At 72.4% G+C, this 20,050-nt stretch carries 16 protein-coding genes; 9 read left to right on the top strand and 7 right to left on the bottom strand.

The features are described from left to right. Nucleotides 1-77: 77 nt before the first annotated feature. The 8 genes from HNQ07_RS06460 (at nt 78) to HNQ07_RS06425 (ending at nt 10,805) form a co-directional block, all read left to right on the top strand. Complete coding sequence (locus HNQ07_RS06460) at nt 78-1,115, top strand: LacI family DNA-binding transcriptional regulator (RefSeq protein ID WP_184110111.1); 1,038 nt, start codon at nt 78-80, stop codon at nt 1,113-1,115. Beyond that, nucleotides 1,112-2,353, top strand: coding sequence for an MFS transporter (locus tag HNQ07_RS06455; protein WP_184110110.1), 1,242 nt, complete (start codon nt 1,112-1,114; stop codon nt 2,351-2,353). The genes HNQ07_RS06460 and HNQ07_RS06455 overlap by 4 nt, the downstream gene beginning before the upstream one ends. A 19-nt stretch (nt 2,354-2,372) precedes the next feature. Next, on the top strand, nt 2,373-3,536 hold the full coding sequence (locus tag HNQ07_RS06450) for an acyl-CoA dehydrogenase family protein (protein WP_184110109.1): 1,164 nt from the start codon (nt 2,373-2,375) through the stop codon (nt 3,534-3,536). 61 nt (nt 3,537-3,597) lie between these two features. Further along, on the top strand, nt 3,598-4,722 hold the full coding sequence (locus HNQ07_RS06445) for a type III polyketide synthase (protein ID WP_184110108.1): 1,125 nt from the start codon (nt 3,598-3,600) through the stop codon (nt 4,720-4,722). Further along, a complete protein-coding gene (locus tag HNQ07_RS06440) occupies nt 4,719-5,420 on the top strand; it encodes a methyltransferase domain-containing protein (protein ID WP_229831844.1) in 702 nt (233 codons plus the stop codon). The genes HNQ07_RS06445 and HNQ07_RS06440 overlap by 4 nt, the downstream gene beginning before the upstream one ends. Further along, entirely contained in the window at nt 5,413-6,555 is a 1,143-nt protein-coding gene (locus HNQ07_RS06435; RefSeq protein WP_229831845.1) for an FAD-dependent oxidoreductase, read from the top strand. Before HNQ07_RS06440 ends, HNQ07_RS06435 begins: the two co-directional genes overlap by 8 nt. A gap of 261 nt (nt 6,556-6,816) precedes the next feature. Further along, complete coding sequence (locus HNQ07_RS06430; RefSeq protein WP_184110107.1) at nt 6,817-9,030, top strand: amino acid adenylation domain-containing protein; 2,214 nt, start codon at nt 6,817-6,819, stop codon at nt 9,028-9,030. A 389-nt stretch (nt 9,031-9,419) separates the two neighbouring features. Beyond that, complete coding sequence (locus HNQ07_RS06425; protein ID WP_229831846.1) at nt 9,420-10,805, top strand: endo alpha-1,4 polygalactosaminidase; 1,386 nt, start codon at nt 9,420-9,422, stop codon at nt 10,803-10,805. Between the two features lie 58 nt (nt 10,806-10,863). On the opposite strand, the gene HNQ07_RS06420 is transcribed toward HNQ07_RS06425, so the two are convergent. The 7 genes from HNQ07_RS06420 to pelF form a co-directional block, all read right to left on the bottom strand. Beyond that, nucleotides 10,864-11,613 (bottom strand): endo alpha-1,4 polygalactosaminidase, encoded by a 750-nt coding sequence (locus HNQ07_RS06420; RefSeq protein WP_184110106.1) that lies wholly within the window; start codon nt 11,611-11,613, stop codon nt 10,864-10,866. Then, entirely contained in the window at nt 11,613-13,712 is a 2,100-nt protein-coding gene (locus tag HNQ07_RS06415) for an Agd3-related carbohydrate-binding protein (protein WP_184110105.1), read from the bottom strand. The genes HNQ07_RS06420 and HNQ07_RS06415 overlap by 1 nt, the downstream gene beginning before the upstream one ends. Further along, nucleotides 13,693-14,631 carry an NAD-dependent epimerase/dehydratase family protein gene (locus HNQ07_RS06410; protein WP_184110104.1) on the bottom strand — a complete coding sequence of 313 codons (939 nt, stop codon included), beginning with the start codon at nt 14,629-14,631 and terminating at the stop codon, nt 13,693-13,695. Before HNQ07_RS06410 ends, HNQ07_RS06415 begins: the two co-directional genes overlap by 20 nt. Continuing rightward, on the bottom strand, nt 14,628-15,404 hold the full coding sequence (locus tag HNQ07_RS06405; RefSeq protein WP_184110103.1) for a nucleotidyltransferase family protein: 777 nt from the start codon (nt 15,402-15,404) through the stop codon (nt 14,628-14,630). The genes HNQ07_RS06410 and HNQ07_RS06405 overlap by 4 nt, the downstream gene beginning before the upstream one ends. A gap of 71 nt (nt 15,405-15,475) precedes the next feature. Next, on the bottom strand, nt 15,476-16,471 hold the full coding sequence (locus tag HNQ07_RS06400; RefSeq protein WP_184110102.1) for a GDP-mannose 4,6-dehydratase: 996 nt from the start codon (nt 16,469-16,471) through the stop codon (nt 15,476-15,478). Between the two features lie 123 nt (nt 16,472-16,594). Next, nucleotides 16,595-17,983 carry a hypothetical protein gene (locus HNQ07_RS06395; RefSeq protein WP_184110101.1) on the bottom strand — a complete coding sequence of 463 codons (1,389 nt, stop codon included), beginning with the start codon at nt 17,981-17,983 and terminating at the stop codon, nt 16,595-16,597. Next, nucleotides 17,980-19,497 carry a GT4 family glycosyltransferase PelF gene (gene pelF, locus HNQ07_RS06390; RefSeq protein WP_184110100.1) on the bottom strand — a complete coding sequence of 506 codons (1,518 nt, stop codon included), beginning with the start codon at nt 19,495-19,497 and terminating at the stop codon, nt 17,980-17,982. The genes HNQ07_RS06395 and pelF overlap by 4 nt, the downstream gene beginning before the upstream one ends. A 345-nt stretch (nt 19,498-19,842) precedes the next feature. On the opposite strand from pelF, the gene HNQ07_RS06385 reads away from it, so the two are divergent. After that, nucleotides 19,843-20,040, top strand: coding sequence for a hypothetical protein (locus tag HNQ07_RS06385; RefSeq protein WP_184110099.1), 198 nt, complete (start codon nt 19,843-19,845; stop codon nt 20,038-20,040). The last annotated feature ends 10 nt before the right edge of the window (nt 20,041-20,050 follow it).

Raw genomic sequence — 20,050 nt, 5'->3', positions numbered from 1 at the left:
GCAAATCCTGCACCGAGTACAGTGGGCTCGTGACCATTTTCACCACGACCCCGCGCCGCCATGACCTACACTGACGCATGCCCACCATCCAGGACGTCGCGCGACTGGCGGGCGTGTCTCCCACCACCGCCAAACGTGCCCTGCGTGAACCCGACAAACTCACCGCCGACACCCTGGCCCGCGTGCAGCAGGCCATCGCCCAGCTGCACTACGAGCCGGACCTGCGCGCCGGCAGCCTGCGCGGCGGCCAGAGCAGCACCATCGGCTTGATCCTCGGCTCGATCCTGGAACCGTTCTTCGCCCAGTTCGCGCGCACCGCCGCGCACGTGCTGGCTGGCGCCGGGTACACCGTGATCATCTCCGAGAACGAGTACTCGGCCCAGCGCGAACTCGAGGAACTGCGCCGTCTGTACGGCCAGCGGGTCGCCGGCGTGATGCTGCGCCCTGGCTACGGCCCGCACAGCCGCGATTACCTCTCGCGGCTCGCGGCACGTGGCGTGGCGATCGTCGAATACGACTATGTCCACCCGCACTCGCCATATCCCAGCGTGATGCTCGACAACCGCGGCGCGATGCGTCAGGCGGTGAAGTACCTGCACGACCTCGGGCACCGCGACATCGCCGCGCTGGGCACGTACCACCCCGTGATCCACCCGGAGGAACGCAGCCGCACCTTTCCCGAGGCCATGAACGACCTCGGCCTGACGGTGCCCGGTGAGTACCAGCGCGTCACGCTGCTCACGGAGGATTCGGCGTACGCCCTGACGCACGAACTGCTATCGCTGCCGCGCCCACCCAGCGCCCTGATCGCCCTGACCGGCACGCAGGCGGTCGGCGCGTACCGCGCGATCCGCGAACGCGGCCTGCACATCCCGCACGACCTCAGCCTGATCACTTTCGACAACTACCCGTGGACCGCCCTGGTCGATCCACCCATCACGGTGATGGAGCAGCCGGCCGAGGTGATGGCAACCGCCACCGCCCGGCAGCTGCTGGCCCTGCTGGACGGCGGGCCGCCCCCGCCCGCGACGCACGAGGTCTTCCCCGCGCGCCTGATCGTGCGCGGCAGCTGCGCCGCGCCCGCCGTGCCCGCCACGCTGCTGGAGCGCGCGTGAGCCGCGCCGCCGTGCGCCCGTACTACGGCTGGGTGATCGTCGGCATCACGGTGCTGGCGCTGCTGATCGCCGCCGGGGCACGCAGCGCGCCCGGCGTGTTCCTGCTGCCCATGGAGCACGCGCTGGGCCTGAGCCGCGCCACGCTGTCCCTGTCGGCCAGCCTGGGCCTGCTGGTGTTCGGGCTGGCCGCGCCGCTGTCCGGCCGGCTGATGGACGTGTTCGGCCCCCGGCGCGTGGCGACCGCCGGCCTGCTGCTGGTCGCCCTGAGTTTCGGCCTGAGCACGCTCGCGCACTCCGCGCTGGCGCTGCACCTGACGTGGGGCGTGCTGAGCGGCCTGGGCACCGGGCTGGTCGGCAGCGTGCTGGGCGCGACCGTCGCCACCCGCTGGTTCGTGCGCAAACGCGGTCTGGTGGTCGGGATGTTCGGCGCGGCCACCAGCGCCGGGCAACTGCTGTTCATTCCGCTGCTGACGGGCTGGGCCGGCCGGCTGGGCTGGAGCGGCGCCACGCTGGTGATCGCGGGGGTGGCGCTGCTGCTCGCGCCGGTCGTGTGGGGCCTGCTGCGCGACCGGCCCGAACACCTGAGCCTGCAACCCGACGGCGACCGGAACGCGGCGCCGCTCCCGGCGCCCACCCCCGACCCCGGCGTGATGCGCCGGGCGCTCCGCAGCCGCGACTTCTGGCTGCTCTCCACCACCTTCTTCGTGTGCGGCTTCACGAGCAACGGCATCATCGGCACGCACTTCATCGCGTACTGCGGCGACCTGGGCCTCACGGCGGGCTTCGCGGCCGGCATGCTCGCGCTGATGGGCGCGTTCAACTTCATGGGCACGCTCGCCAGCGGGTACTTCACAGACCGGGTCGATCCGCGCTTTCTGCTCGCGCTGTACTACGTGTTCCGGGGCGTGAGCCTGGCGATCCTGCCGCTGGTGCCGCCGGGCCTGGCCCTGACCGCGTTCGCGGTGCTGTTCGGTCTGGACTACATCGCCACCGTGCCGCCCACCACCGCCCTGACCGCCGACACCTTCGGGCGGGCAAACGTGGGCACGGTCTACGGCTGGATCTTCTGCGCGCATCAGGTCGGCGCGGCGCTCGCGTCGTGGCTGGGGGGCGAGGTGCGCGACGCGGCGGGGACCTACGGCCCGGCCTTCCTCGCGGCGGCGGTGCTCGCGGTCGCGGCCGGGGTGCTGGCGCTGGGCGTCACGGCACCCGCACGGCGGGCCGTCCGTCCCGCGTGAGCGGCGCTACGCTGCGGGGGTGACCGCCACGCCGTCCGCTCCCGAATTCACGCCCGAGCAGGCCGAGGTGGTCGAGCGCACGGCCGCCGCGATCCGCGAGCACGCGCCGGCCTGCGAGGCCGCGCAGGACGTCACCCCGGAAGCCGCGCACGCGCTGTCTGCGAGCGGGTATACCCGGCTGACGCTGCCCGCCGACGCGGGCGGACTGGGCGCGACGCTGACGCAGTTCGCCCTGGCGCAGCTGGACCTGGGCCGCGCTGACGCGAGCCTCGCGCTGGTGCTCGCCATGCACGGGCACGTCACGGGATCGGCGTTCCAGGGCCGCAGCCTGCCCCCGGCCCTGCTGGACGCGGTGGCGGCGGCCGGCGGGCGCGGCGAACTGCTGAACGCCCTGGCGAGCGAGCCGGAACTCGGCAGTCCGTCGCGCGGGGGCCTGCCGCGCACGGTGGCGGTGCCGGACGGCACGGGCTTCGAGAGCGCGCAGTGGCTGGTCACCGGCCGCAAGACGTGGAGCACCGGCGCGCGCGCACTGCGCTGGGCGCTGGTGAGTGCGGCCACGCCCGACGGCCGGGTGGGCCGGTACTGGATCGACCTGCACGGCGAGGGCGTGTGCATCGAGCCGACGTGGCGAGACGCGCTCTCGCTGCGCGGCAGCGGCAGTCACGACGTGGTCTTCACCCGCGCGCCCGCCGCGCTCCAGGCGCCGCCCTCCGGCGCGCACCCGGCGGGCAGCGCGTGGTTCTGGACGGCGGTGGCCGCAACCTACCTGGGCGTGGGCGAGGCCGCCCTGGACGCCCTGAGCACCTACGCCCGCGAGCGTGTGCCGACCGCGCTGGGTGCGCCCATCGCCACGCTGCCGCGCGTGCAGGAAAACGTGGGGCGCATCGCGGCCGACCTGCTCGCCGCGCGCACGCTGCTGCTGCACGCCACCGCCGCGTGGGACTTGGCCCCGGACGCGGCGGCCATTCCGCTGATCGGCGCGGCCAAGGCGGTCGCCACGAACGCCGCCGTGGATGCCACAGACCGCGCCGTCCGCACCGCTGGAGGCGGAGCCCTCACGGACGCGTTGCCACTGGGCAAGCTGCTGCGCGACGCGCGGGCGGGCCTGACGCACCCGCCGGGCGAGGACCCGGCGTTCACGGCCTACGGCGCGGCGGTGCTGGGTGACCTGGACCGCGCCTGATTCCCCGTGTGCCTTCACGCTGCCGTGGGGTCGCGTCAGGTCGGCCCCGTAGACTGCGCCCATGCCCGTCCACCTGCACGCCTTGCGCGGCGTCCTGCCCGAGACCGCGTACGCGCAGACGCGCATCCGGGACGTCATCCGCGCTCAGCCGGAACTCGACCGGCTGGGCCAGCGGCTCACCACCAGTATCTTCGACCACTCGGGCATCGACACTCGGCATTCGGTGGTGCCGGACTTCGCAGATGGAGCGCCGGCGGGCCTGTTCTACGACCCGGCGACCGGCGGGATGCGGCGGCCCACCACCGGGCAGCGCAACGCGTACTACATCGAACACGCCACGCCGCTGTTCGTCGCGGCGGCGCGCGCCGCCCTCGAGGCGAGTCCGCAGTTTGGCGCCGCCGACGTCACCCACGTGATCACGGTGTCGTGCACGGGCTTCTACGCCCCCGGGCCTGACTACGCGATTGTGCGCGCGCTGGGCCTGAGTCCCCACACCCAGCGCTTCCACGTGGGCTTCATGGGCTGCTACGCGGCCTTTCCGGCGCTGCGCATGGCCCGCGCGTTCTGCGCAGCCGATCCGGACGCCGTGGTGCTGGTCGTGTGCGCGGAACTGTGCACCGTCCACATGCACTCGGCCGGCGACCCGGACACCTTAATTGCGAACTCGGTGTTCGCGGACGGCGCGGCGGGCGTGGTGGTGTCCGCGCGCCCGCCCATGCCCGGCACGCCCGCACTGCGCGTCGATGCGCTGCACAGCACCCTGACGCCCGAGGGCGTGGGCGAACACGACATGGCGTGGACCATCGGCGACCAGGGCTACGACATGGTGCTCAGCACCTACGTGCCCGAGATCATCGAGGCGAACCTCTGCCCGGTCCTGGACGACCTGCTCGCCGGCATGCCCGGAGTACAGCGCTGGGCGGACGTGGAGCGCTGGGCGATCCACCCGGGCGGGCGGCAGATCCTCGACCGCGTGCAGACCAGCGCGGGCCTGAGTGACGGACAACTTGCGCCGTCCCGTGACGTGCTGCGCCGCGCCGGCAACATGAGCAGCGCGACGGTGCTGTTCATCCTGCAAGACGTGCTGACGAGCGCGGCACCCGGCGACCGCGTGGCGGCGCTGGCCTTCGGGCCGGGCCTGACGGTGGAGTCGGGCGTGTTCACGGTCTGCGGTGGACCGCCGTGACCCTGCGCGGCTGGCGGCGGCGGGCCGAGCACCTGCCCGAGCTGATGGACGATCCGGCATGCGACCCGGCCGGGCTGGAGCGCACGTACCGCGCCTTCGGGACCATCAACGCGCTGATCGCCGGATGGCGGCGGGTCTACACCCGTGACCTGCGGCCCCACCTGCGCGTGCGGGGCGGCGGCAGCGTGCTGGACATCGGCTGCGGCGGCGGCGACGTGGCCCGGCAACTCGCGCGCTGGGCGCGGCGCGACAGCCTGACGCTGCACGTCACGGCCATCGACACCGACGCGCGGGCCATCGCCCACGCCCGCACGGGAGCGGCGACGGGCGTGACCTACCGGCACGCCAGCAGCGCCGCCCTGCGTGCCCAGGGGCAGCGCTTCGACGTGGTGGTCTCGAACCACGTGCTGCACCACCTGAGCGCCGCCGAACTGGCCGCCCTGCTGGACGACACCGAGGCGCTGTGCACGGGTGTGGCGGTCCACGGCGACATCGAGCGGCACCCGCTGGCGTACGCCGCGTACCGGCTGGTCACGCCGCGGCTGTTCCCGGGGTCGTTCATCCACGTGGACGGCCTGCGCTCGATCCGGCGGTCGTACACGGCCGCGGAACTCGCGGCCGTGGCCCCGCCGGGCTGGACGGCGCGGCGGCAGGTTCCGTTCCGCACCCTGCTCACGTGGCGGGCTCCTCGTGACTGAGACCTGCGACGTCGCGGTGGTCGGCGGCGGGCCGGTGGGCCTGTACATGGGCCTGCTGCTCGGGCAGGCGGGGGTGGATGTGCGCGTGCTGGAGCGGCGCAGCGCGGTCAGCACGCACTCGCGCGCGGTGGGCCTGCACCCGCCCGCGCTGGAGGCCTTCGACGCGCTGGGCGGCCTGGGCCACGAACTGGCGGGGGCCGGCGTGACGATCCGCCGGGGCGTGGTGCGCGGCCCGTCCGGCACGCTGGGCGAGCTGAGTTTCGCGGGCACCAGTGCCACGCACCCCTACGTGCTGGCGCTGCCGCAGCAGCACACCGAGGCGCGGCTGGAGGCGGCGCTGCGCGCTCGGCTCCCCCCGGTTCTCCAGCGCGGTGTGGAGGTCACGGCGGTGCGTGAGCGGAACGGCCACGTCGAGATCGGCGTGCACGCCGCGTCCGGGCGGTCCACGCTGCGCGCCCGCTACGTGGTCGGGGCCGACGGCCGGCGCAGCGCGGTCCGGGACGCGGCCGGCGTGCCCTTTCCCGGCCGCACGTACCCCATGACGTATGTGATGGGCGACTTTCCCGACACCACCACGTACGCCGCGGACGCCGTGATCACGCTCAGCGCGGGCGGCGTGGTCGAGTCCTTCCCGCTGCCGGGCGGCCAGCGGCGCTGGGTGGCGCAGACACCGGCGCTGCTGGCGCACGCCCGGCCGTCCGACCTGACCGCGCTGCTCGCGGCTCGCACGGGGCTGCACGTGCCCGCCGCGGAGTGCACCATGCTGAGCGCCTTCGCGGTGCGCCGCCACCTCGCGCCGCGCTTCCGGTCGGGCCGTATCGTGCTGGCCGGCGACGCCGCGCACGAGGTCAGTCCCATCGGCGGGCAGGGCATGAACCTCGGGTGGCTGGACGCCCAGGACCTCGCGCCGCGCGTGGTGGCGGCGCTGCGGGGCGACACGGCGGCCCTGGACGGATACACCGCGGCGCGGCGGCCGCCCGCGGTCCGGGCCGCGCGTCAGGCGGAGGTGAACATGTGGCTGGGACGCCCCCTGCGCGGCGCCGAGGGCCGGGCGCGCGAGGCGCTGATGGCGGGACTCCTCACCAGTCCGCTCCACACCGTGCTGGCGCGGGCCTTCACCATGCGCGGCCTGTAGCTCCGCGCCGATCTGGGCGGGATTCCCGGCGTGTGGCGTGTATTCTGATGGTCCCCCCCGGGCCAGCGTTCCGGCCCGCCATGCTGGCGTCCGACCCGTCTTTCCTGTGCTGGGAGTGCACCCGATGTCGACCTGCGCCCATTCCTGCCCGTGCCCGCTCACCGGGGCACGTCACGCTGCCCGACCGTCCCGCGCTCGGCGCCGGCTCCATGCGGCGCCGCACGTGGCCCGCGCCGCCCAGCCGGTGAATGCGCGCGACCTGTGACCGGCGTGCCCGCGGACGCCGCGACGGTAAAGCTGCACGTGATGGGCCACACCTACTGCACCGTCGATGGCCGGCCCGTGCGCCTGTCCGTGAAATCGCTGGCCCTGCTGGCGTACCTGGCGCTGGAGCGCCGGCCGCACCACCGTGACCGTGTCGCGGATCTGCTGTGGGAGTCCTCCGGAGCGCTGCGCAACCTGCGGGTAGAGCTGAGCCGGCTGCGCCAGCGGGGCCTGAACCTCTTCGCGGCCGGGGAACCCATGCTGGACCTGAAGGTCGCCACGGACCTCGACGAATGGCTCGCCGCGCCGGACGACGCCACCGAGTCCGAGCTGAGCGCGTGGCTGTCCGCGTCCGGCGGCCTGCCGCTGAGCGGCCTGGACGACGTGGGCACCGTGGCCTTCCGCAGCTGGCTGGACACCCGCCGGGCCGTGATCGCGCAGGTGGTGGAAGAGCGCCTGCACCGCGCCCACACGCGGCAGCTCGCGCGCGGCGGCGGCGGCGCGGCCCTGATCGAGGGGCACCTGCACCGGCAGGGCCTGTCCGTACCGGCGACGCCGGCCTCGCCGCCCACCCGGCTGACCTTCGAGCGGCCGGATCTGCGCGCGAAGCTGCGGGACATCCTGCGCCGCGCCGCCGCCGCGCCCCAGCTCGTCGCGGTGGAGGACCGCAGCTGGCCGGACCTGCGGGAGATCGCCCAGCAGGTCGCGGCCGACGCCGGCTGGCAGCTGCTGGACGTCCGGGCGCCAGCCGACCCCGACCTGCTCGCGCCGGTGCTGGGCCGCCAGCTGTGGCACCTGACCGCGCCGGACACGGCGCCCGCCGGCGAACCCGGCGACCTGCTTGTGCAGGCGTGGACGCGCGTGGCGGCCAGTGGCCAGAAGGTGCTCGTGGCGATCCACGTGGGCGCGTCCCTGGCGGCGCCGGTCGTGCGGAGCCTCCAGGTGGCGCTGTCGCTGCCCGGCCGGCTGGCGGTGCTGCTGTACGGCACGCACGGCGGCGGAGCGCTGCACCAGCACCTCGCCACCTTCGACGCGGCCCGCGTGCACCGCCTGAGTGTGCCGCCGCTGGGCGTGGCCGAGATCCTGGCGCTCCTGGCGCGCGCCGATCCAGCACTCAGCGCCGAGCAGCGGCTGGAACTGGCGATCGTGATCGCGCAGCAGTCCGAGGGCTGGGGGTACTTCGCACAGTCGCTGGTCCGGCGGGTGCTGGGTGCGCGCGTCGGGGACACCCTCGCGTCGGTGTCGCTGCTGGATGAGGTGCGGGACGTCCTGCTGGGCGAGGTGGCGGGGCTGGAACCGCGCCTGCGCGCAGCGCTGACCCGCCTGGCCACCATCCACAGCGCCTTCGACGTGGCGCTGGCGACGGTGCTGCTCGGCCCCGACGCGCCGGACGTGCTGGAGGAGGCCGAGCGGCGAGGCCTGCTGTCCACGGCCGCGCCGTCCGAACGCGTGGCGATGCCCAGCCTGCGCTACCAGTCAAGCGATCAGGACGACCAGCTATCCCTGGCAGGAGAGCCGCTGCGCGCCACGCTGTCGGGCATGCTCACGAGCATGGAGCGGCGGTCGCTGCGCGCCCAGATGGCCCGCCACCACTTGGAGGATCGTGAGGACGCCGCCCTGGCGCTGTACTACGCGCAGCGGGCGGCGCGGCCCGATCTGGCCCAGGCGGCGCAGGCGCGGCCGGTGCCCGCGCGCGCGGCCGTGGCGGCGCAGCGGGGGCCGGTGGCGCTGCATTCCGGCCATCACGCCCACCTGGAGGTCGCGTCGGGCTCGCGGCGTGAGCAGCGGACCGGAAACGGGTACCGCGTGGCGCTCGAGGGCGGTTACCTCCAGGTACTGCGCTACGGCGTGCACGCCCGCGCGCCGCTGCTGCGCCTGCACTGGCCGCGGGTTCCGGCGGGCGAGTGGCAGCTCGTGGCGCGGGTGGACGTGTTCCACGAGGCGGCGGAACTGGGCGCGGCCGAGCCGGGCTTCGCGCTGGGCATCCAGCTGCCCGGCGCGCCGCTGCTGCGCTACCGCCCGGACGAGGTGTGGGAGGACGCGGGCGCCGAGGGCGGCCGGGTGCCGCTGGGCCGCTGGTTCAGGCTGGCGGGCCGCTGCGCGTCCGGCCCGGTGGAGGTGCAGGTGCGCGCGCTCGACGTGGCCCTGACCATCGCCTCGTGGCATGTGGGCGGCGAGGTCCTGGTGCCGGTCACGGACGGGCGGACGTAAGCCCACCGACAGCTGTTTATTAAATCTTCATTCTTTCAATCATGGAGGACGTCACCATGACGGATCGGGGTCCCACCGGCCCCCTCCTCACCTGAAGGGGGTGAGCCGGCATGAGACCGGCCGACTGGGAGCGGTGGGGGCAGCCATCCGGGGGCACCATCAAAAATGTGAGCTTTCTGAGTCCAAGGTGAAGCCGCGTCCATTCTCGGCAACGCCGGCCAGATCACACTCAAGAAGCCCCCAGGTGCATATTCATGCCGATTTGACTCATTAGATGAACGTGACTATTTACACGAAACTCTCAAATACGAAAAAGAGGCCCATCCCCCATTGATGGATGTCGGATTTTTAATACTTCGCGCGGTCATTACACGTTTAACCTGCCGCCCATGCGACGTAGCCTCCCCGTGTGTGTTTCACTCATCACACTCCTGATCAGCGCGTGCGGACAGCAGGGCCGGGTTCCCCAGGCCAGCGCCCCCGACACCACCACCATCGAAGCCAGCACGGCGCTGGCCGCGCTGACCGTGGTCAACCCCGGCACCACCTCGGGCGCCGTGACCATCAACGACTCGAGCGCGACCGGCGGCCAGGCCGTGAAGCTCCGGGCGCCGGGCAGCAGCGTGTCCTTCGCGCTTCCGTCCTCCTTCCAGTCCGGCGACACCGCCGTGAGCATCCGCGCCCGGGGCGCTGGCCAGCCGATCGTGAGCCTGATGCGGGGCAGCCAGGAACTTGCCCGCCAGACGCTGTCGAGCAGCACCTTCACGACGGTGTACTTCGGCCATTTCCAGCTCAACACCGGTGACACGCTCACCGTGCGCCTGGTCAACGGCGACACCACCACACGCCGCGCCGCCGTGGTCGATTACCTGAGCTTCGTGCCCAAGACGGGGTCGGCACCCGCACCGGCCCCCGCGCCCGCCCCATCCCCTGCGCCCGCCCCGGCACCGGCTCCCGCGCCTGCCCCCGCCCCCACGCCGGCACCGGCACCGACCATCGTCCCCGGGATCACCCCGCCCCCCAGCGGGAAGGTCAGCTGGGACTGGCAGATCGGTGCGGGCGGCGACAGCAACATCAACGTGCCGTCCGGCGCGGTGCTGATCGACGTGGACGGCTTCGACACCACCGCCGCGAAGGTGGCGCAGCTCAAGGCACAGGGTCTGTACACCGTGTGTTACCTGGACGTCGGCAGCTACGAGCCCGGCCGGCCCGATTCCAGCCAGTACCCGGACTACCTGAAGATCCAGCAGGACCCCGACTGGCCCCAGGAGTACTTCCTGGACGTGACGGATGTCTTCAAGAGCAACTCGGTGCTCGCCACGATCCTGAACAAGCGCTTTGCGATGTGCAAGGCCAAGGGCTTCGACGCGGTGGAACCCGACAACCTCCAGAACGACGAGAACGTCTCGGGCGGGCGCATCACCACCCAGCAGCAGATCGACTTCAACGGCTGGGTGGCCGACGCCGCGCACGCCGCGGGCCTGGCCGTGTTCCAGAAGAACGGCCCGGACAAGATCCTGCTCAGGGACCGCACCGGCAAGATGATGGTCGAGAAGTTCGACGGCATCCTCAACGAGCAGTGCCAGGAATACGGCGAGTGCGCGGCGCTGGCGGAGTACACCAAGCGCGGCAAGCTGGCGCTGGACGTCGAGTACAAGTCCGGCCTCAGCCTCAACTGCACGCAGTTCTCGGGCCAGGGCGTGAACGCCATGAAACGCGACCTGGACCTGGTCGCGCCCGGCATGAGCGGCTACCTGCGCCAGACCTGCAACTGAGCGCCGAGCGCGCCCCCGGCGTTCCGTAGCGGAGCCCGGGGGCGCGTTGTGCGGCCCGTCACAGGCGGGTCAGTTCGCGGTTGGTGATGAAGGTGGGAACGCCCAGCCGGTTGGCCCGGCGCCGCGCAAAGCGTTTGAGGATCGGGGTATCGGCGTAGTCGAGCGCGAAGGCGTCGAGTTTCAGGCGCCGCGTGAGATCGAGCAGACCCTCGGTGTACGCGAGTTCATGGCCCTGGTACGCGTGGTACCCACCCTGCCACGTGGTGGAGAACGACTCGATCAGCACGCCGTCCACGCTGCCGCGCAGGCGTTCGAGCAGGTCGAAGCCGCGGTTGGCGAGCAGGTAGCGGTCCCCGGCCCACTGCCGCACCAGCCGCACGAGCTTGATCATGGCCCGCTTCTGGTTCGGATCGGTGGCGGCGCTGTCCAGGGTGTCGAGCAGGAAGCCGTCGAACACCGGCCGGTGCCGCTCGACCTGCGCCTGGATATGCTCCCGCCACTGCGGATGGCGCACGTTCACGCGCCGCGTGCGCCACTCGGGGTGGATGTCGTCGGTGTTCCACGCGGCCGGACCGCCGTCGTCCTCGCCCAGGCTGAGGTACGCGAGGACCTCCACCCCGCGCCGCTGGAGCCGCTCGACGCGTTCCGGCCAGAAGTGACCCGGCTGCACCACCACCCGCCGGTAACGGGCCAGCACCGGGCTCAGCTCGGGGCCGTAGTACACCGCCAGGGCCCGGTGCCGGGCGGGGTCCTCGCGGACGTCCGCCGGGCGCTCCAGGTACGTCTGGGGGTGACGCAGCGCCGGCATCACGGCACGGCGACGGTCACCGATTGCCCCGCCGCGAGCGTCAGGGAACTGATTTTCTGACCCGCGTAGGTCTGCGTGGTGCCCACCGTCACGCCGGTCACGTAGGCGTCGCCGCCCCGCGCGGAGGTCACGGTGATGGTCTTGGCCACGCGGTCCCAGCGGCCGCTCACACCGCTCTTCATGAACGACGTCCGCGACTTCACGTGGGCACCGACCGCGTCCCAGCGCAGGGTCCGGAGCGGCAGCGTGGAGTACTGCGAGTACTTGGTGAGCAGCGCCGACTGCCAGTCGAAGGCGAGGCTGCGGCCCGGCGCATACTGCCGCAGGTTGTCCTGGTGCATGTAGTGCGGGAAGGCCCCGCCGCTCAGCACGTGCGACAGCGCGATGTCCGATTCCTTGTCGAGGATCTCGGCGTAGGTCAGGTTGTGGTCCCAGAACGCCAGCGTGCCGCCGGGGCCGTAGACCGAGTTGTACGCGGACGTCATCTGCGCCGGGGTGGTCACGGAATAGAAGACGTTGGTGGGCCAGCGCGGCACCAGGAAGATGTTCGCGTTCAGTGGGTGCACCACGCCGCAGTTCATGCACGCCGGGTCCCACTGCCCGTCCACCGAGTGGTTCGACGCGAGGTACTGGTCGCCGGACTTCTGCGCGGCCTGCAGGAAGTTGACGTTCGACGCGCCCAGGCCGTAGTTGGTCTTGGGGCCGTCGCCGGCCGGGTTGTAGTACCCCAGGCCGGACATGTCGCCGGTCACCAGACTCTTGCGGCTTAGGTTCAGGTCGAGCGTCTGCCCGACGGTGATGTTGGGCCTGAGCTGCGCGAGCGAGTCGGCGTAGTTCAGGAAGTCCATGTACTCGTGGTCGAAGGTGTGGCTGACCCAGTCAAAGGCGTCTTTCAGGCAGCGCGACATGCTCGTCAGCGCATCGGGGCTGACCACATTCGGGTCGCAGCTGACCGGCGCGCTGGTGTTCGCGCCGCCGCCGTTGAACACCATGCTGAAGGTGAAGTTGCTGGACACCGGGAAGGTGGCGCGCAGGGCGTCCTGCTGCTTGGAGACGGCCAGCGCGTCGCTCGCGCTGATGCGGAAGGCGTCGGGCTGGATCGTGCGGGTGGTCTCGTCGAACACGTCGCCGGGCAGGAACCAGTCGTCGATGTCCAGCTGGTTGTAGCGGCGGTACTCGCCCACGTACACGCCCTTGGTCAGCCAGTTCACCAGGCTGGGGCCGAGCAGGGCGCTGTGCAGCAGGTAGGGATTCTGCGCGAAGGTCAGCGCCAGCCGCTCGCGGGTGCCGGCGGTGGACGTGGCGGCCAGCACCCGCCCGGCCGCGTCGGTCAGCAGCGGCGTGGTCGTGATACCCGCCACGGTGGTCACGGTGGCCGGGTAGTTGTAGGCGTAGCGGATGGGCAACTTGGTGGTCGCCTTGAGGTCCTTGAAGACGGTGCGGCCCGTCGTGGTCAGCCCGGGGTCCGAGGTCGCTGAGGCCGCGCCCGCGTCGCGCAGGCCGTAGTCCTCGGGCCACGAGCTGGGGTAGGTGTACAGCGAGAGCTGGCGCACGTTGTAGTCCGTCTCGTACTGCCACAGCACGTTCCAGCCGGTCCAGTCCAGCGCGCTCTGCCAAACGCCGGGACTGGCCTCGTACGCCAGGTTGCCGCTGGTGAGGATCACGCCCTGGTACTTGCCGCTGCCGTCGGCCGCCACCAGCGTGTCGATCGTGAAGGCGCCGGGCACGCTGGGGTTCACCACGTCGTAGGGCACGCCGGCCTGGTCGAGCATGGCCTGCGCGTCACTGAGCGCCGAGTCGGTCGAGGACGCCGTCAGAATCAGCACCTTCAGGCCCACCACGGCCGTGTTCGCCACCGCCAGGGACCGCAGCGGCACCGCCGGGGTCGCGCCGGTGAGTTCCGGCAGCGGCGTCAGCGCGCGGCTGTCGGGCAGGGCCGGGGGAGCCAGGGTCACGCTGTGCGTGCCGCCGTGAACCGGCGCCGCGCTCCCGGCCGCGTCCTGCGTGGCGGGCGGCTTGGAGGTGGAACACGCGGCCAGGAGCAGGCCGGGCAGCAGCGCGCACACACGCAGCGCGGTATTAACGTGACATCGCATCATGACGGATCTCCTCGCGGCTCCAGGCCGCTGGAACGGGGGAAGACGGGCCGTACCACAGCTCGAGCAGGGCCTCGTCCAGCGTGAAGCGGGGAGCCCATCCGAGGGCACGGATGCGCGACAGGTCGGCCTGTTGCCACGGCACCGCCGCAGACCGGCCGGAGGGAGACGCCGTCTCGGTCACCTCGCCGCGGTAGCCGGCCAGCCGGGCCAGACCGCGCACGATGTCCCACGACGCCCGGGCGCGGCCGGACCCCACGTTGAGCAGCAGCGGGCTGCGCTCCAGGCGGGCCGCGAACAGCGCCGCGCCCGCGACGTCACGCAGGGCCACGTAGTCGCGGGAGGTGTCCAGCGCGCCGAAGGCCACGCCCGGCGCGTCCTGGTCGGCGGCGTCCCGCAGCAGCGCGGCGGCCCGGCCCGGCAGCGTCGCCGCGCTCTGCCCGGCGCCCACCGGGTTGAACACGCGCAGCACCACGCCGCGCAGCCGGCCGCTCTCGCACGCGTGCCGCACCGACTGGGTGGCTGTGAGCTTGCTCATGCCGTAACTGCTCTGCGGGCGGGCCAGGGCGTGCTCGCTGACCGGCACGCCCGGCGCCGACCGGCCGTACTCGGCGGCGGAGCCGAGCTGCACCAGCCACGGCCGCGCCGGCTGGCGGCCCAGCGCCGCGATCAGGCGGCCCACGAGGTGCGCGTTGGTGCGGAACAGCGTGTCGTCGTCGCCCACGGTGGCGCCCGCAGCGTTGATGACCACGTCGGGCTGGCAGCCCAGCAGGTCGTCCCACTCGCGGTCGCTGGCGTCGGCCAGGTCGAGGTCCGCGCGGCGGGGACCGGGGATCACCTCCAGGTCTGCCCACTCCCGCGCTTCCCGGGCGACCGCGCGCCCGATGAACCCGCCGGAGCCCAGCAGCAGCACGCGTTTCATGGCGCGGCCTGGACTCCGGGGCGGGTGGGCAGCGGCAGCTGGGCGCCCGGAGCGGTGCCCCGCAGGCCGGGCATCAGCTGGTCGATGTACTTCTCGAATTCCTCGTTGGCGCGGTCGTAGTCGTCGGGACGGCCGATGTCCAGCCAGTACCCGCCGAAGGCGTAGCTGGCCGGGCGCTCGCCGCGCGACAGCAGGTCGAGGATCAGCTGGTCGAAGCCGAAGGCCTGCCCGGCCGGGTAGCGTTGCAGGGTGGAGCGCGTGAACCCGTAGATGCCCATGCTGACCATGAAGTCGAACACCGGCTTCTCGCGGAACTGCACGATGGTGCCGCCCTGCACGTCCAGCACGCCGAACTCGCTGCGGACCTCGCGGGCGTAGGTGGCGACCGTGACCGGCGCGCCCGACGCTTGGTGCGTGCGCAGCAGCGTGCCGTAGTCGAGGTTCGTGAGGACGTCGCCGTTCATCACCAGGAAGTGCTCGGGCAGGCGGTCCAGCGCGCCCAGCATGGGTCCGATGGTGCCCAGCGGCGTGACCTCGTCGAGATAATCGACCGTCAGGCCCCAGCGCTGGCCGTCGCCGACGAAGGCGCGGATCAGGTGACCCATGTGCCCGATCGCCAGGGTGACGCTCGTGAAGCCGCTGTGTGCGAGTTGATGGAACACGACCTCGAGGATCGAGTAGCGGTCGCCGATGGGCACGAGGGGCTTGGGAACGCAGGTGGTGTACGGGCGCAGACGGGTGCCTTTGCCTCCGGCCATGATGACTGCGTGCATGGAGTCGCTCCTTTGGAATCGGGGACGGTGGAACGTGGCGGCGGTGGACGTGGCGCTCTGGGCCGGGCCGCTCAGATGGCGTACTGGCCGGGGCGGTAGTGGGCGAGGTTGGCCGGGTGCAGGAACCACTGGCTGGTCTGCTCCAGCCCGGCGTGCAGGGTGTACGCCGGCTGCCACCCGGTCAGGTCGCGCAGCGCGGAGCTGTCGCTGATCAGGCGCATCACCTCGGACGCGTCCGGCCGCATGCGCTCGGCCTCCTGCTCGACCTCCACGCGCGCGCCCATGACGTCCGCGATCGCCTCGACCAGCGCGCCCACCGAGACCTCCACGCCGGTACCGGTGTTCAGCGTGCGTCCCAGCACCTTCTCGGCCGGCGCGGTGCCCACCGCCAGGAACGACTGGGCGGTGTCCGCGACGTAGTTGAAGTCGCGCGTGGGCGCCAGCGAGCCGACCTTGATGACGTCCCGCCGCGCGGCGATCTGCGAGATGACCGTGGGAATCACCGCGCGGGCCGACTGGCGGGGCCCGAAGGTGTTGAAGGGCCGCAGCGTCACGGCGGGCAGCCCGAAACTCAGGTGGTAACTCTCGACGAGCTTGTCCGCGCCCACCTTGGACGCCGCGTACGGGGACTGTGCCTGGAGGGGGTGGCTCTCGCGGATGGGCACCTGGCGGGCCGTGCCGTAGACCTCGCTGGTCGAGGTGTGGATCAGGCGCGGCGTTTCCAGCTCGCGCACCGCCTCCAGGACGTTGAGCGTGCCGACCACGTTCGTCTGCACGTACGAGTGCGGCGCCCGGTACGAGTACGGAATGGCGATCAGCGCCGCGAGGTGGTACACGACCTCCGCGCCGCGCAGCACCTCGCGCACCGACAGCGGGTCGCGCACGTCGCCCAGCACCACGTCCACCTCGGCCAGCACGTCGGGCGGCAGCTGCTCCAGCCAGCCCCACGAGCCGAACGAGTTGTACAGCACCATCGCGCGGACCCGGAATCCGGCCCGAACGAGCGCCTCGACGAGATGCGAGCCGATGAATCCCTCTGCTCCTGTGACTGCGACCACTGCGTTCATGCGTCCTCCTCTCCTGCGGGACCGCTCCCCCGAGCGGCCGTGACGTGGATGGGTGCGGTTGTGATGGGCCGGTGGTGCTGGCCGGAGATGATCGAAGACTGGGGGCCGCGCCGGTGCCGGGCGTCAGCCCAGGTGCCGCACGTCGCGGACGGCCAGAGCGGCCAGCACCACCAGCAGCGCGGCGGCCACGGCCGAGCCCTGCAGGTACGCACTGGCAGCGTCCGCGCCGCGCAGCAGCACGGTGAGCTGCGCGGCCAGCGACAGCCCCCAGACCACCAGCACCCGCACCAGCTGCGCGAAGTTGATCAGCAGGCCGCTGAGCATCAGCGCCGCGCCCGTCAGGACGTGTCCGGCCAGCAGCGCGTCCGGGAGCGGGCCAGCGCCCACCCGCGGGGCGAGCAGCGCGACCAGGCCGTAGGCCGCGGCCAGTCCCAGCGCGTACTGCCCGCCGCGCCGCGCGACCTCACCTGCCGCGCGCCACACGATCGACCGCAGCGTGCCCGACAGGCGCGACTGCCGCCGCAGCCCGGCGTGCAGGTGCCGCAGCTGCAGTTCCATCGCCCCCAGGCTGAGGATCAGCGGCGCGACGCTCCACGACGCCCCGAGCAGCCCGCCGTCCGGCACCGTGCCGAAGGGATCGAGCAGCGCCAGCGACAGGCACGCGGCGCACAGCCAGCCGTACAGCATGTGCGGCGGCGCCGCGCGCCAGGGCACGCCGGCCGTGCGGGAGGGCGCCGCGCTGCGGGGCGCCACGGCCGCCAGCAGCGCGGGCACGGCCACCGCCAGCAGCAGCACGGCGTCCGGGCCGCCCGGCAGCGCGCCGGGCCAGCGGGACTGCGCGGCCACCCACAGCAGGGCCGGCAGAGCGGCCAGCAGCAGGGCGAGTTCGCGGCCCAGCACCAGCAGGGTCGTCGCGGCGGCCAGGTACAGCGAGATGGCGCCCGTGGCGAGCGCGACCGGGACCGGCGCCTGACCCAGCACGGCAGCCAGCGCCGCGGCCAGCAGCACACTCAGCGTGGCCGCCCCGAAGCCCAGCGCGCGCAGGCGGCGCTGCGCGAGCGCCCGGTCATGGCCGAGCGCGGCGTAGCCCAGGAACGCCACGCCCTGCATCCAGCCCCACCCGAACAGCGTGGCGACCAGCAGCCCCAGGCCCGCGCCGCGGTACACGCCGCCGCCCGCCACCGCCAGGGCATGCGGCGTCCACAGGGCCGGCAGAAGGTAGATCACGCCGCGCAGCAGGTTCTGCCACGACGGACTTTGCGGGCCGGGCCGCGGCGGTGGGGGCGGGCCGGCGCGGTGCGGCACCATGTGGTACAGCTGCTGGGCGCACGCAAACACGCTCTCCTGGCCGTAACGTTCGCGCACCACGCGGTCAGTCAGGCCCTCGGCTTCCAGCACCGCGGCGAGTTCGAGGGGATGCACGGCGGCCACGCACGCCGGGTCGAGCTGGCGCGACAGTTGCGCGAGCGGATCGGCCGAGCGCCGTTCCGGGCCGCACGACATGGTGGTCACGCGACCGCCCCGACCAGCGGCTGGCCGGCCGGACTGTCCAGCAGCGCGGCGCGCAGGCCGCTGCGGGCGACGCGCGCACTGCCCTCCTGCGACACCAGCGGGTACACGCGGCGGTACACGCTCAGGAAACTGTCGAGCGTGAACTCGCTGAGGACGCGGTGGCGGGCGGCCCGGCCCAGCTGCTCGCGCAGGCCCGTGTCGCCCAGCAGGCGCAGGCTGGCGCGCGCGAACGCGCCCGGGTCGCGGGACGGCACGACCAGGCCGGCGTCTCCGACCGCCTCGGTGACGCCGCCGACATCCGTCGAGACGGTGGCGCGCCCGACGGCCATCGCCTCGATCAGCGTGTACGGGAAGCCCTCGGAGATGCTGGTCAGCGCGACCAGGTGACCGGCGTGGTACGCGTCCACCACGTCGGTCACGCGGCCCTCGAAGGTGGCCTGTCCGCGCAGGCCCAGCTCGTCGATGACCGATTGGCAGTGCCGGGCGTAGTCCTCGTTGCCGCGCGGCGTGCCGCCGAACATCCGCAGTTTGGCGGTAGGCAGCTGCGCGCGCACCTCTCCGAAGGCGCGGATCAGCGTCTCGAGGTCCTTGAGGGGATCGACGCGCCCCACCCAGCTGATGGTCGGTTCGGTCGGTTCGGCCGGCGCCTGCGGAAAGAACGCCGGGTTCACGCCGTTGTACACCGCGCGGATGCGGCCGGGCTCGGCCCCCTGCATCACTTCCCAGCGCTCGTTGTAGTGCGAGCCGGGCGTGATCAGGTCAGCCATGCGGTACGCGGCCGCGCTGAGCTGCTGGTAAAAGCGCAGCAGGAAAGACTTGAAGGCCGGCGTGTGCCCGCTGTACCGCAGTTCCAAGTAGCGTTCGCGCAGGTAGATGCCGTGCTCGGTCAGGACGAAGGGCGTGCCGTAGCGCCACTTGCTGCCGAAGGCGACCAGCGGGCTCAGGCCATTGGACGTGGCATGGCACACCGCCGCGTACGGCGCGGGGCACGACAGCGGCCGCAGAAAGTGTTCCAGCCACACGTGGGCCTGCAGGGCGTCCGCCAGGGTGGGCGGCAGCAGCAGGCCGCTCTGGCGCTTGGCGTCCGGCGCGTGGTCGCGGGCCGCGACGCGCCACATCTCGAAGAGCTGCGCGGCCTTCTTGCCGGTGTCCAGGCCACGCCCGAGGTCGCCGTGCTGCGCGTAGTCGAACAGCCGGCGCAGACCGGCGAGAAACATCTCGGGCCGGTCCGCGGCCACGAACAGGCTGTACAGGAGTTGCCCGTACCCCTCATGCAGATCGGCCGCGCGGGTCCGGCCGCGCAGGGCCGGTGGCCGCGCGGCCCACAGCGGCACGTTGGTCACGCTCCGGACATTGCCCGGCAGCGTCAGGCCGCGGGCGTCCAGCGGTGGCCCGCTGATGGCGTAGACGTCGAAGGTGTGTTCTGGAAGTCCGGCGATGAGTTGTTCACACCACACGCTGACCCCACCATGCATGTGGGGATACGTGCCTTCGCACAGCAACGCGATCTGCATTCCCTCCGCTCCTCTGGTTGTCCAGGTCACGCCGAGCCCCCGCTCCGCGTGATCCGGTGTTCGTGGTCATCGCCCCGCCGGTGAGTGGCGCGTCGGCCCGGTCCACTGGCGTCCCGAGGCATGGTCGGCCCCGGTGAATGAACCCTAGTCATCTGGGGGGTCCGGCGCCGTTACGGATGGGCGAGTGCCGCTTCAGGACCGCTACAGGGTGCGCAGCGGCACCGCGCTGTTTCCTCGACAGATGCCGCTCCAGACCGCGAGTTCCACCGTTATGAGAACCATGAAAGGACGATATCGTGCCGGGTGGCCCGGCTCATGACGTGCCCAGGCTTGCTACGGTGAAGCATGGCCGACAAGGTGAGTTTGACCAGCAGCGACTTCCACACCCGGGCCCTCGAGATCGCGTCGGACCTGTCCAGCATCGGGAATCTCGACCATGGCGGCAAGCAGGGCGAGGACTGGACCCGCGCCCGCGCCGCGTACATCCGCGAGCTGTACGAGATCCTGACACGGCCCTCCGGCGACGGCACCCGCCGCGACTGACCGCGCGCCC

This window comes from Deinococcus metalli (assembly GCF_014201805.1).
Taxonomy (GTDB): domain Bacteria; phylum Deinococcota; class Deinococci; order Deinococcales; family Deinococcaceae; genus Deinococcus; species Deinococcus metalli.
Note: the sequence above shows the minus strand (reverse complement) of the source record. Positions and strands in the feature narration are given on the sequence as shown.